This window comes from Methylorubrum podarium (genome assembly GCF_022179745.1).
Taxonomy (GTDB): domain Bacteria; phylum Pseudomonadota; class Alphaproteobacteria; order Rhizobiales; family Beijerinckiaceae; genus Methylobacterium; species Methylobacterium podarium.
Window position 1 is genome coordinate 1 of record NZ_BPRD01000092.1, and the last position, 12,517, is coordinate 12,517.

Annotated in this window: 9 protein-coding genes and 2 tRNA genes; 6 read left to right on the top strand and 5 right to left on the bottom strand. The window is 68.2% G+C overall.

Translation table 11 applies throughout. The features are described 5' to 3' along the window. Positions 1-234: 234 nt before the first annotated feature. Entirely contained in the window at positions 235-1,704 is a 1,470-nt protein-coding gene (locus MFF42_RS04670; RefSeq protein WP_238254719.1) for a multicopper oxidase family protein, read from the bottom strand. Positions 1,705-1,867: 163 nt separating this feature from the next. Between MFF42_RS04670 and MFF42_RS04675 the strand changes: the two genes are divergently transcribed. The 6 genes from MFF42_RS04675 (at position 1,868) to MFF42_RS04700 (ending at position 8,676) form a co-directional block, all read left to right on the top strand. Continuing rightward, positions 1,868-1,952 (top strand) — tRNA-Leu (locus MFF42_RS04675). A 112-nt stretch (positions 1,953-2,064) separates the two neighbouring features. Then, positions 2,065-3,501, top strand: a complete 1,437-nt coding sequence (tig, locus tag MFF42_RS04680) for a trigger factor (RefSeq protein WP_238254720.1) — start codon at positions 2,065-2,067, stop codon at positions 3,499-3,501. 131 nt (positions 3,502-3,632) lie between these two features. Next, positions 3,633-4,259, top strand: a complete 627-nt coding sequence (locus MFF42_RS04685; RefSeq protein WP_238254721.1) for an ATP-dependent Clp protease proteolytic subunit — start codon at positions 3,633-3,635, stop codon at positions 4,257-4,259. A gap of 244 nt (positions 4,260-4,503) precedes the next feature. After that, positions 4,504-5,775 (top strand): ATP-dependent Clp protease ATP-binding subunit ClpX, encoded by a 1,272-nt coding sequence (clpX, locus tag MFF42_RS04690; protein ID WP_017485729.1) that lies wholly within the window; start codon positions 4,504-4,506, stop codon positions 5,773-5,775. 267 nt (positions 5,776-6,042) lie between these two features. After that, a complete protein-coding gene (gene lon, locus MFF42_RS04695; RefSeq protein WP_238254722.1) occupies positions 6,043-8,466 on the top strand; it encodes an endopeptidase La in 2,424 nt (807 codons plus the stop codon). A 134-nt stretch (positions 8,467-8,600) separates the two neighbouring features. Continuing rightward, positions 8,601-8,676: transfer RNA gene (locus tag MFF42_RS04700), tRNA-Val, on the top strand. 109 nt (positions 8,677-8,785) lie between these two features. Here MFF42_RS04700 and MFF42_RS26335 read toward each other — a convergent pair. The 4 genes from MFF42_RS26335 to MFF42_RS04720 form a co-directional block, all read right to left on the bottom strand. Beyond that, complete coding sequence (locus MFF42_RS26335) at positions 8,786-9,622, bottom strand: CatB-related O-acetyltransferase (RefSeq protein WP_283206852.1); 837 nt, start codon at positions 9,620-9,622, stop codon at positions 8,786-8,788. A gap of 528 nt (positions 9,623-10,150) precedes the next feature. Beyond that, positions 10,151-10,381 (bottom strand): hypothetical protein, encoded by a 231-nt coding sequence (locus MFF42_RS04710; protein ID WP_238254723.1) that lies wholly within the window; start codon positions 10,379-10,381, stop codon positions 10,151-10,153. 163 nt (positions 10,382-10,544) lie between these two features. Continuing rightward, positions 10,545-11,492, bottom strand: coding sequence for an L-histidine N(alpha)-methyltransferase (gene egtD, locus MFF42_RS04715; RefSeq protein WP_238254724.1), 948 nt, complete (start codon positions 11,490-11,492; stop codon positions 10,545-10,547). After that, entirely contained in the window at positions 11,489-12,517 is a 1,029-nt protein-coding gene (locus MFF42_RS04720; protein ID WP_238254725.1) for a class I SAM-dependent methyltransferase, read from the bottom strand. The genes egtD and MFF42_RS04720 overlap by 4 nt, the downstream gene beginning before the upstream one ends.

The window sequence follows — 12,517 nt, forward strand, 5'->3', positions numbered from 1 at the left end:
GGAGGGGACAGGCCCTGCTCTGACCGAGGTGATCAACCGGAAACCGTATGATGGGTTCGGTTCTGCCCCAACCCCGTCATCCCGGGGCCGCGCAGCGGAACCCGGGATCCACCCATGATGCGCGGATGAAACAAACTTGCGAGGCCGGTCGTGGATTCCGGGTTCGCTTGTCGGCGCCCCGGAATGACGGGAAGCGGCACCGAAGGAATCAACCGGCCCGGCCGTGCATCGCGCTCACGTCACCTCGAAGCTCGTCCACAGCCCGGTGTCGAACCGCTCCAGCACGGTCGCGCTCAGGAGCCAGCGGCCGGGATTGTCGGCCACGAAGGCGATCTGGGCGCTGCGTCCCTCGGGGATCTGCACGGTGTCGAGCCAGTAGGGTTCCCAGCCGTCGTCGAGCTGGTGCAGCAGGCGGAAGACGTGGCCGTGCAGGTGCAGGCTCTGGATGAAGCCGGTGTCGTTGCGGATCGCCAGAACCACGACCCCCCCGCGCTTGACCGAGAACAGGGGAGCCGCCCCCGCCGCCCCGCTCGCGCCGTTGACCTGCCAGACCTTGGCGGGATCGCCCTGGTAGGGTGTCTCGGCGCCGGGCTTGGTCTTGTCGGGCCGCACCCCGCCCGTCAGCACGAGGTCCCGGCGCAGCGCGCTCTGCAGGCGGATCTCGGCGGGCAGGCGCTTGTTCTCGGGCAGCGAGCCGATCGCCGCGCGGCCGGCCTGCGCCACCGGCTCGCCGGTCGCGGTCAGGGTCGCGAGCGGCAGGCCCTGTCCGATCAGCGCGGTGATCGCGCCGGCCGGCCCGGCCTGTGCGGGGAGGTCGACGAGCAGGTCGTAGCGCGTGCCCGGCGCGAGCGGGAGCGTCGCCTTCAGCGGCTCGAAGGTGTCGGTCGGCTGCCCGTCCACCGCCGCGACATAGGCTTTCAGTCCGTCGAAGCGGATGCGCAGGCCGCGCGCGTTGCAGGCATTGGCCAGCCGCAGGCGCAGGCGGCTGCCGGGGCGGGCCTCCAGGCCGAGCGGGATCGGCGTCCCGTTGAGCGTGACGACGCTTCCCAGCCGTCCCGCCGCGGCGGCGAAGGCGACCTGCCCGAACGGCTGGAGCGCGCCCGCCTCGTCGAGCCGCCAATCCTGCAGCAGCAGGGCGAGGTCGCCGTCGACCGGGGGCGGGGCGGGCTCCTCCACGATCAGCAGGCCGGCGATGCCGCGGCCCGAGGGTTCGCTCGACCCGCCGACCACGAGCGGGCGGATCAGGAACGTGCCGGCATCCGGCGGCGTGAAGCCGTAGACGAAGCTGTCGCCCGGCTTGATCGGTGCCTGGGTGACGCCGCCGACGCCGTCCATGGCGTTGGCGTTGCGCACCCCGTGCCAGTGCAGGGAGAGCAGCTTGTCGGTCCCGTTCTCGACCCGAAGCCGCACGGCCTCGCCGAGCTTGATCCGCAGGATCGGCGCCGCCGCCTCGCCGAGGCGCCACACCGCGGTCTCGGGGGCGGGCTCCGGCTTCAGGCGGAGCGTGGCCGGCGCGGCCTTGAGGGGCTTCGGCTCCGGGGCGGCGGCCCTGTCGGCGGGGGTCTTCTCGGCGGGGGATTTTTCGGGGATGACCTGCGCCGCGGCGGGGAGCGGCAGCAGGGCGAGGGCGGCGCTGCCGGCGAGCAGGCTGCGCCGCGAGAACGATCCCGGCTCGGGCTGGGCCATCGGGTCGGGCTTTCGCATCGCGCCTCGCGTCGTCACGGGATCGGGCAGGCGTTGTAGACAGGCGCCGCCCGGGCCGCCACCGCGCAAATCCTTTCCGAAGTTTTTTGCTGCGGCTTCGGGTGCCCGTGCTATAGACGCCGGCTTCGACGGCCCGGTCCCCGGGCTCGTGTCGATGGCGCTCGCGGGCGTGGCGGAACTGGTAGACGCGCTGGATTTAGGTTCCAGTGTCGCAAGACGTGGGGGTTCGAGCCCCTCCGCCCGCACCAAGTCCGTACGGGGTCGGCGCAGGGACCGAATCGGTTCCCGCCGAGACCCTCCATGGCGCGGCGGCACGCGAAGACGAGATTGCGGTTTTTAGAAAACAGCGGACGAACGACGATGCAGGTGACCGAGACGACCTCCGAGGGGCTGAAGCGCGAGTTTCAGGTGCTCCTCCCCGCGACCGAGCTTGAGGATCGCCTCAACACCGAGCTCTCGAACATCAAGGGCAAGGTTCAGATCAAGGGCTTCCGCCCCGGTAAGGTACCGGTCGCCCATCTGCGCAAGGTCTACGGCAAGTCGGTGATGGCCGACGTGCTGCAGAACGCCGTCAACGAGGCCAACCAGCAGATCGTCGCCGACAAGGGCCTGCGCCTCGCGCTCGAGCCGCAGATCGAGTTCCCGAAGGACGAGGAGCAGACGATCATCGAGCGCGCCCTCGACGCCAAGGGTGACCTCGCATTCAAGGTGAAGCTCGAGGTGCTGCCGAGCTTCGAGCTCGCCGACCTCTCGGACGTGTCGATCAAGAAGCTCGTGCTCAAGCCCTCCGACGAGGAGATCAACGAGACGCTGGAGCGCATGGCCAAGGACAGCCGCTCCTTCGAGCCGCGCGAGGAGGGCGCCGAGGCGCAGTCCGGCGACCGCGTCACCATCGACTTCGTCGGCCGCATCGACGGCACCGAGTTCGAGGGCGGCAAGGGCGAGGACGTCGATCTGGAGCTCGGCTCGAACACCTTCATCCCCGGCTTCGAGGACCAGCTCGTCGGCGCCAAGGTCGGCGACACCCGCCTCGTGAAGGTCGCGTTCCCGGCCGACTACCAGGCCGAGCAGCTCGCCGGTCAGGATGCCGAGTTCGACGTCACCGTGAAGGCGGTCGCCGCCCCCGGCGAGACCAAGATCGACGACGAGCTCGCCAAGCGCTTCGGCATGGACGACCTGGAGAAGCTGAAGGAGGCCGTCTCCAAGGCCGTCGGCGCCGACTACGAGGCGCAGTCCCGGCGCAAGCTCAAGAAGGAGCTGCTCGACGCCCTCGACGGCAAGTACGCCTTCGATCTGCCCCCGAGCCTCGTCCACCAGGAGTTCGCCGCCGTGTGGGCGCAGGTCGAGCAGGACCTGAAGAACCGCGGCAAGACCTTCGAGGACGAGGGCACCACCGAGGAGGCGTCTCAGGCGGAGTACCGCAAGATCGCCGAGCGGCGCGTCCGCCTCGGGCTGGTGCTTGCGCAAGTCGGCGAGACCGCCGATATCAAGGTCTCGGACGATGAGGTCAACCAGGCCCTGTTCGCTCGGATCCGGCAGTTCCCGGGTCAGGAGAAGCAGGTCTACGACTTCTACCGCAACAATCCGCAGGCGCTCGCCGAGCTTCGCGCGCCGCTGTTCGAGGAGAAGGTCGTCGACCATGTCCTCGGTCAGGTCCAGGTCGTCGAGGAACCCGTCTCCAAGGAGGCGCTCTTCGCCGAAGACGACGAGGCCGACGCTATGACCGGCGGGGCCGCGACGGACGAGAAGCCGAGCGAGTCCGAGAACGAGGCGGCGGCGGAGAAGGCTGCCGGCTGATCGCCACTCTCCCCCGGCTCCGCGGGCGGGCGGCGATCTGATCAGGCGGCGTTAACGGCCGTCATGTTCGCTGTAACCAACCGGCGCCCGAGCGATTCGCTCGGGTCCGGACCCCGGAGCCGAGGGCTGATATGAGAGATCCGGTCGATTACTTCCACAACTCGCTCGTGCCCATGGTGGTCGAGCAGTCGAGCCGCGGCGAGCGCGCCTTCGACATCTATTCCCGGCTCCTGCGCGAGCGGATCATCTTCCTCACCGGCCCCGTCGAGGACCAGGGCGCGTCGCTGATCGTCGCTCAGCTCCTGTTCCTGGAGGCCGAGAACCCGAAGAAGGAAATCTCCTTCTACATCAACTCGCCCGGCGGCGTGGTGACCTCGGGCCTGTCGATCTACGACACGATGCAGTTCATCCGCTGCCCGGTCACGACGCTCTGCGTCGGCCAGGCCGCGTCGATGGGCTCGCTGCTGCTCGCCGCGGGCGAGGCCGGCCACCGCTTCGCCCTGCCGAACGCCCGGATCATGGTCCACCAGCCCTCCGGCGGCTTCCAGGGCCAGGCCACCGACATCCTGATCCATGCCCGCGAGATCGAGGCGCTGAAGAAGCGCCTGAACGAGATCTACGTGAAGCATACCGGCCGCGACTACGAGACGATCCATCAGGCGCTCGAGCGCGACAACTTCATGACCGCCGAGGCGGCCAAGGAGTTCGGCCTGATCGACGACATCCTGCACAAGCGGCCCGAGCCGGCCGCCGCCTGAGCGGGAACCTGCGGCGCCCGGGGCACGCTATCCGACCATGTCGGGTCATGCGTCTTTTGGGCGCCCGTCCCGGCTCGCAGGCCAGTTGATCCCGAGCCGGCTGCATGATTGCATCGGGATTCGAGCGCCTCAATCCCGACGCATCCGCCCTGTGTGACTGTTTCTTTAGGCGGATGCGCTTACATCGTATGATCGACGCGCGTGCCCTCCTGGCTGGGGCCGCGCCCGCGAACCGGAGACCGATATGAGCAAGACAGGCGGCAACGACTCGAAGAGCACGCTGTACTGCTCGTTCTGCGGCAAGAGCCAGCACGAGGTCCGCAAGCTGATCGCGGGCCCGACGGTGTTCATCTGCGACGAGTGCGTCGAGCTGTGCATGGACATCATCCGCGAGGAATCGAAGTCCTCGCTGGTGAAGTCGCGCGACGGGGTGCCGACCCCGAAGGAGATCCGGCGCGTCCTCGACGACTACGTCATCGGGCAGGACTTCGCCAAGAAGGTTCTCTCGGTGGCCGTGCACAACCATTACAAGCGGCTCGCCCACGCGACGAAGCACAACGACGTCGAGCTCGCCAAGTCCAACATCATGCTGATCGGGCCGACCGGCTCGGGCAAGACGCTGCTCGCGCAGACGCTGGCCCGCATCCTCGACGTGCCCTTCACCATGGCGGACGCCACGACGCTGACCGAGGCCGGCTACGTCGGTGAGGACGTCGAGAACATCATCCTCAAGCTGCTTCAGGCTTCCGACTACAACGTCGAGCGGGCGCAGCGCGGCATCGTCTACATCGACGAGATCGACAAGATCTCCCGCAAGTCGGACAATCCCTCGATCACCCGCGACGTCTCGGGCGAGGGCGTGCAGCAGGCGCTCCTGAAGATCATGGAGGGCACCGTCGCCTCCGTGCCTCCGCAGGGCGGCCGCAAGCACCCGCAGCAGGAGTTCCTGCAGGTCGACACGACGAACATCCTGTTCATCTGCGGCGGCGCCTTCGCGGGTCTGGAGCGCATCATCTCCCAGCGCGGCAAGGGCACCTCGATCGGCTTCGGCGCCAGCGTCCAGGCTCCGGACGACCGCCGCACGGGTGAGATCTTCCGCAGCGTCGAGCCCGAGGATCTGCTGAAGTTCGGCCTGATCCCGGAATTCGTCGGCCGTCTGCCGGTTCTGGCGACGCTTGAGGATCTCGACGAGGAGGCCCTCAAGAAGATCCTGCAGGAGCCGAAGAACGCGCTCGTCAAGCAGTACCAGCGGCTGTTCGAGATGGAGAACGTCGAGCTGACCTTCCAGGACGAGGCGCTCAGCCTCGTCGCCCGCAAGGCGATCGAGCGCAAGACCGGCGCCCGCGGCCTGCGGTCGATCCTGGAGACCATCCTCCTCGACACGATGTACGACCTGCCGGGCCTCGACTCGGTCGAGCAGGTGGTCATCGGCCCGGAGGTGGTCGAGGGCAAATCGCGGCCGCTCTTCATCCACGGCGACCGCAACAAGGACGCTCCGGCCAGCGTCAGCGCCTGATCGGCGAACATCGAGGGCCGCCCGGTTTTGAGCCGGCGGCCCTTTTTCGTTCCGGGGGGCATGCGCGCTTGAAAGCACCCCCCGCAACGACCACCTCAGGCTCAACGCAGGGCCCTACGCTTCACTCCCCCGAAAGGTCGGGCCTGCGCCACCAGCCGCAAACTGATTCTCCGCTTCCGACCCTTCGCGGCCCGGTCGGCACCTGGCAGGATGCTTGCTCTCCAACGAGGAGCGAATGCCCGGCGTCAACACATAAGGGAAGAACCCATGACCCAGTCGAAATCGCGCCAGCCGGTCGTTCCCGGTTCGACGGGCTCCTACGCCGTCCTGCCGCTGCGCGACATCGTCGTGTTTCCGCACATGATCGTGCCCCTCTTCGTGGGCCGCGAGAAGTCGATCCGCGCGCTTGAGGAGGCGGTGCGCTCGGACCGGCACATCCTGCTCGCGACCCAGATCAACGCCAGCGACGACGATCCGGCCACCGACGCCATCTACACGATCGGCACGCTCGCCTCGGTGCTCCAGCTCCTTAAGCTGCCCGACGGCACCGTGAAGGTGCTGGTCGAGGGCGCCGGCCGCGCGCAGATCGAGTCCTTCGTCCGCTCCGACGAGTATTACGAGGCCCGCGCGCTCACGCTCGACGACGACCTCGGCGACCGCGTCGAGGCCGAGGCGCTCGCCCGCTCGGTGATCTCCGAGTTCGAGAACTACGTGAAGCTCAACAAGAAGATCTCGCCCGAGGTCGTCTCCGCCGTCACGCAGATCGACGAGCCGTCCAAGCTCGCCGACACGGTGGGCTCGCACCTCGCGGTCAAGATCGCCGACAAGCAGGCGATCCTGGAAATCCCCACGGTGGCGCAGCGCCTGGAGCGCGTGCTGTCGCTGATGGAGAGCGAGATCTCCGTTCTGCAGGTGGAGAAGCGCATCCGGACCCGCGTCAAGCGGCAGATGGAGAAGACCCAGCGCGAGTACTACCTCAACGAGCAGATGAAGGCGATCCAGAAGGAGCTGGGCGACAGCGAGGACGGCCGCGACGAGCTGGCCGAGCTCGAGGAGAAGATCGAGAAGACCAAGCTGACGAAGGAGGCCCGCGAGAAGGCCACCGCCGAGCTGAAGAAGCTGCGTCAGATGTCGCCGATGTCGGCCGAGGCCACGGTCGTGCGCAACTACCTCGACTGGATGCTCGGCATCCCGTGGGGCAAGCGCTCGAAGATCAAGAAGGACCTGCTCGGGGCGCAACAGATCCTCGACTCGGATCACTTCGGCCTCGACAAGGTCAAGGACCGGATCGTCGAGTACCTCGCCGTGCAGCAGCGGGCGAACAAGCTCACCGGCCCGATCCTCTGCCTCGTCGGCCCGCCCGGCGTCGGCAAGACCTCGCTCGGCAAGTCGATCGCCAAGGCCACGGGCCGCGAATTCGTCCGGATGTCGCTCGGCGGCGTGCGGGACGAGGCCGAGATCCGCGGTCACCGTCGGACCTATATCGGCTCGATGCCCGGCAAGATCGTCCAGTCGATGCGCAAGGCCAAGACCTCGAACCCGCTCATCCTGCTCGACGAGATCGACAAGATGGGCATGGATTTCCGCGGCGATCCGTCCGCGGCGCTCCTCGAGGTGCTGGACCCCGAGCAGAACGCGACCTTCAACGACCATTACCTCGAGGTCGATTACGACCTGTCGAACGTGATGTTCGTGACGACCGCGAACACGCTCAACATCCCCGGCCCGCTCATGGACCGCATGGAGGTGATCCGCATCGCCGGCTATACCGAAGAGGAGAAGCTGGAGATCGCCCGCCGCCACCTGATCCCCGAGGCCGTCAAGAAGCACGGGCTCGGGACCGACGAGTGGTCGATCACCGACGACGGCCTGATGATGCTCATCCGCCGCTACACGCGAGAGGCGGGCGTGCGTAACCTGGAGCGCGAGATCTCCAACCTGATCCGCAAGGCGGTGAAGGAGATCCTGATCACCAAGGTGAAGCAGGTCGAGGCCAATCCCGAGACGCTGCCGGAATTCCTCGGTCCGCCGAAGTTCCGCTACGGCGAGATCGACGCGGACGACCAGGTCGGCGTGGTCACGGGTCTGGCCTGGACCGAGGTGGGCGGCGAGTTGCTGACCATCGAGGGCGTCATGATGCCCGGCAAGGGCAAGATGACGGTCACGGGCAACCTGCGCGACGTGATGAAGGAGTCGATCTCGGCGGCGGCGAGCTACGTCCGCTCGCGGGCCATCGACTTCGGCATCGAGCCGCCGCTGTTCGAGCGTCGGGACATCCACGTCCACGTGCCGGAGGGGGCGACCCCGAAGGACGGTCCGTCGGCCGGCATCGCCATGGCCACCGCCATCATCTCGACGCTCACCGGCATCCCGGTGCGCCGCGACGTGGCGATGACCGGCGAGGTGACGCTCCGCGGTCGTGTCCTGCCGATCGGCGGCCTGAAGGAGAAGCTGCTCGCGGCGCTCCGCGGCGGCATCAAGACGGTGCTGATCCCGGAGGAGAACGCCAAGGACATCGCCGAGGTGCCCGACAGCGTGAAGAGCGGCCTGGAGATCGTGCCCGTCTCCCGGATGGACCAGGTGCTGCAGCACGCCCTCGTGCGCCAGCCCGAGCCCATCGAGTGGGACGAGCCGCTCCCCGCCAAGACGCCGAAGCGGGACGAGGACGGCGCGGCGGTCATCGCCCACTGATCCGGCGACCTGCCTGACGATCGAAGCCCCCGGAGCCTGCTCCGGGGGCTTTTTTCATGGTCGGGGGAGGGGTGGGCGCGGGGCCGGCCTTGCGCAGCCGCGTTCGCTTCCGTAACGCTGCGCGGCGCCGGATCGGGCGGTTAGCTCAGTTGGTAGAGCGTCTCCTTTACACGGAGAGGGTCGGGGGTTCGAGTCCCTCACCGCCCACCACACGGTGCGGAGCTCTGGGTGTGGAACGTCGAACACCGGTGCGCACCGGCTCGACTGTACGAAAGCGTTTGCCGCGCGTGCGCAGCCATGCAGCGGGGTGGCGGAGCCCTCACCAGATCCGGAAGAGCCGCTTGGCGAGACTCGGCGGGGCTTTGCGGTGCTTCGCGGGCTCGACATCGACCGGCGGAGGCGGCTCCAAGTCCCGGATCGACATGAACCCGGGTGTGTACGGCGACGCGTCGCGCACGACATCGGTCAGCTGCTCGATCGCTCGATCGATGCGAGGGTAGTCGATACCCTTCAAATCCCACGCCGCGAAACGCCACCAGCGAAGATCGAGAAGTCGCCCGATCTGCTCCGGGTTGAAGCGATAGCGAATGATCTGAGCCGGATTCCCGCCAACGATCGCGTATGGGGGAACATCTTTCGTCACGACCGAGTAGCCGGCGACGACCGCACCATCTCCGATGGTCACCCCCTGGCCGATGAAGGCACCGTGGCCGATCCAGACATCGTTTCCGATGATGGTTTTCTTCAGGAAATTGGGGATCGTGCGGCCATTCCGGTCCGCGGGGTGCTCGGGATGGGACGATTGATAGGTCGCAAAATCAGAAGCGCCGGTAAACCCGTCTCCGACGTAGAACATCCTATCCGTGCCGCAATAGAAGAACGGGCTGGTGCTCATCCACGCCGAGGGATGTGCGCCGCGACCGCACTGGATGCTTTCACCGAGCGAACAGTACCGGCCTATGTCCGTGTGGCTGTAGAACCCGCTGACGCCATAGCTGAAGCTGCCGATGGAGCACTCATGATGCAGCTCCATCAATTTGATGCCGCACGGCGGTTCGAAGGAGAAACCATCGCTGATGTGGGATGCATTTTCAGTTAAATGACACTCCACGCCGGCATCGAACAGATTCTTCTTGAGAGCCCCGGTGACGAGCATCGCGTTTCACCCACAAACGATGCGGCATACCACACGTTTGCGCCGTCATCCGAGCCCCCAGCGAGAGCAGGATGGCGCCGCAATGCAGGACGGCTGATGCAGCGGATGTCGATCGCCCTTGAGAGCGTCGCTACGCGATCGAGAGTACCGGCCCCGACCTGCGCGTTCGTCGGACGCCAGGGCCAAGCCTCATCCTGCGTGGCTGTCGAGCTTCCCAGGTGCAGATGGGCCGTACCGCGCACCCCGTCGCTCGCCGCGAACGGCCTTGCCCCGCGATGGCTTTCGCGAGGGCGCGCCGGATCGATCGCCGGTTCGACGAGAAAATGAAACCCCAGCCTATCCTCACGTTCTCCCTCCAGGCATGAGCGGAGGGCGGCATGGAAGGCGGGTTGATCTGGCTCGGCATCATCGCCGGGATCTTGGGACTGAGCGGCGTCGGCTACCTGTTCGCATCCTGGGCGAAAGCGCGCCGAACGCCGCGCTGATTACGGCGGGCCCGAGCGTTCAGGGGGCGACGACCGGGAAGCCTCACTTCACGGCGAGCGACGGCTCCCAGCCACGCCGCTCGTCCCTGTTCGGCGTCGCCTGTCCGGCCGTGTTGTCGTTGTCGCCGGGCCGCACGATCCCCACACCCGGCCGTCCGGTCCTCGCCTTCGCACGAAGCAGGATCGGCACGAGACGCGTCGAGCGCCGATAGATCCAAGCCTCGTGCCGTCCGCGCAGGGGACGGCCGTACTGGATGAGTTCTCTTCCAACCATGGTCATTCGTCACGGTGCCGTTTGGCTCGTTTGCCCATCAGGCTAACCGCAGACGGCTTGGCTGAATTGACTGAGCGTCCCAAATTTTGCGCTGCGGCGATCCACGGTCCGGGCGCGGCGTCGGTGCAACGCGAGACGCCGGGGGCGAACGAGCGCCACCGGCCTATCCCGTCCGGAACAGGTGCAGGCTGAAGCCGCTGTCGTCATCGACCCAGAGGCGGACCGGGTCCCAGCCCTGCGCCGTCGCGAGCGCGCGGAAGGCGTCGGGCGGGTATTTGTGGGAGGTGTCGGTGCGGATGCTCTCGCCCGCCGCAAAGCGGATGGTCCGGTCGCCGAGCCGGTAGGAGCCGGGCCGGGTCGCCACGAGATGCGCCTCGACCCGGAACGGGTCGTCGGCGAGCCGCACCTCGTGGCGGAAACCCTCCCGGTCGAAATCGCTGCCGAGGTCCCGGTTCATCCGGTCGATGAAGTTGAGATGCAGGGCCGCCATCAGGCCGCCGGACTCCCCGTAGGCGCGGCGCAGGCGCGCCGGGTCGCGGGTCGGGTCGGCGCCGACCAGAAACTGGCTCGGCCCCAGCGTCTCGCGCGCGCGGGCGAGAAAGCCGCCGGCCTGATCCGGCGTGAAGTTGCCGATGCTGGTGCCGGGGAAGAAGCCGAGGATCGGGGGGGCGGCCGCCCCCGGCGGCAGGCGAACCGGCTTCGAGTAGTCGGCGACGACGGGCGCCATCGCCACCCCCGGATAGTCCGGTGCGAGCCGCCGGATCGCCGCTTCGAGATAGGCGCCGGAGATGTCGAGGGCGAGGTAGCGGGCGGGCGCCTCCAGAGCATCGAGGAGCGTGCGGATCTTCCGACTCGCGCCGCTGCCGAACTCCACCACGCTGACCCCCGGACCGACGAGCGCCGCGACCTCGGCCGCGACGCGGGGCAGGAGCGCCATCTCGCGCTTCGTCGGATAGTAGTCGGGATGGGCGCAGATCCGATCGAACAGGTCGGAGCCGGTCTCGTCCCAAAGGTATTTTCCGGGCAACGTCTTGGGATCGCCCGAGAGACCGGCCAGGGCGTCCCGCAGGAACTCGGCCCGCTCGTCCGCCCCTCCCGCCACCGCGCTCATCGGGCGCCCGCCGGGCGCGTCGCCGTGAGGACGACGAGGGCGATGCGCTCGGCCGCCGCGTAGCCCGGATCGTCGAGTTCCTCGCCATAGGCATCGGGGTCGAACTCCCGGTACGACCAGTCGAGTCCGGCCCGCGCGCAGAGCGCGCCCGCCTCGTCCCGGAAGCCGTCGCGTCCTTCGACGATGGCGGAGCCGGTGAACAGGACGAGGGTGCCCCCCGGCGCCAGCCGTTCGGTCGCCGCCTCGACCACGCGCAGCGACAATCCGGCGCCGAGCGGCCCGCCGCCATGCCGATAGGCCCGGCCGCCGGCATCCACCATGAAGGGCGGGTTCGAGACGATGAGGTCGAACGAACCCTCCACCCCGCCCAGCATGTCGCTCTGGACCGGATGCACGTTCTCCACGCCCGCGAGCCGGGCATTGATGCGTGCGGTGCGCAGGGCAGCGGGATTGATGTCGACGAGGACGACCTCGGCCTCCGGCACCCGTTTCGCGACGACGATGCCCGCCGCGCCCGAACCGCAGCCGATATCGGCGGCCCGCCGCGGCGCCGGCCGTCCGTCGCGCGCCCGCTCCTCGAGATGGGCGAGGACGGCGTCCGCGAAACGCATGGTGTCGGGGCCGAAGAACACGGAATCCGCCGCGAGCGGGGGATAGGCCGCGTGCAGGAACAACTCGCCGTCGAGGCTCGACAGGCGCACCCGCGCCTTCATGAGGGGGCCTTCCGCCCGATCGAGCACACCCGCCTCCTGCATCAGGGCGGTCAGCTCCGCCGGGATGAGATCCTCGCGGAACGGTCGGCTCCAGCCCAGCGCGTCGCGCAGGGATCGCGCGACGGCGTTCTCGGGCCGGGCATTGACCCGGGCATGGGTGGCGGGCGTCACCGTGGTGAAGCGGTAGCCGCTCTCGCGCACCGCACGGACGAAGGCGACGAGCGCCTCCTCGCGGCCCTCCTCGCTACCCTTGTCGCGCGCGCCCGTCCCGGCCGGCAGGGCAGGGTGGGTCGGACCATCGGCCGTGGTCAT

Excerpts from the sequence above, each read along its gene's own strand:
- MFF42_RS04670 (WP_238254719.1), bottom strand. The coding sequence starts at position 1,704 with ATGCGAAAGCCCGACCCGATGGCCCAGCCCGAGCCGGGATCGTTCTCG.
- tig (WP_238254720.1), top strand. The coding sequence starts at position 2,065 with ATGCAGGTGACCGAGACGACCTCCGAGGGGCTGAAGCGCGAGTTTCAG.
- MFF42_RS04685 (WP_238254721.1), top strand. The coding sequence starts at position 3,633 with ATGAGAGATCCGGTCGATTACTTCCACAACTCGCTCGTGCCCATGGTG.
- clpX (WP_017485729.1), top strand. The coding sequence starts at position 4,504 with ATGAGCAAGACAGGCGGCAACGACTCGAAGAGCACGCTGTACTGCTCG.
- lon (WP_238254722.1), top strand. The coding sequence starts at position 6,043 with ATGACCCAGTCGAAATCGCGCCAGCCGGTCGTTCCCGGTTCGACGGGC.
- MFF42_RS26335 (WP_283206852.1), bottom strand. The coding sequence starts at position 9,622 with ATGCTCGTCACCGGGGCTCTCAAGAAGAATCTGTTCGATGCCGGCGTG.
- MFF42_RS04710 (WP_238254723.1), bottom strand. The coding sequence starts at position 10,381 with ATGGTTGGAAGAGAACTCATCCAGTACGGCCGTCCCCTGCGCGGACGG.
- egtD (WP_238254724.1), bottom strand. The coding sequence starts at position 11,492 with ATGAGCGCGGTGGCGGGAGGGGCGGACGAGCGGGCCGAGTTCCTGCGG.
- MFF42_RS04720 (WP_238254725.1), bottom strand. The coding sequence starts at position 12,517 with ATGACCACGGCCGATGGTCCGACCCACCCTGCCCTGCCGGCCGGGACG.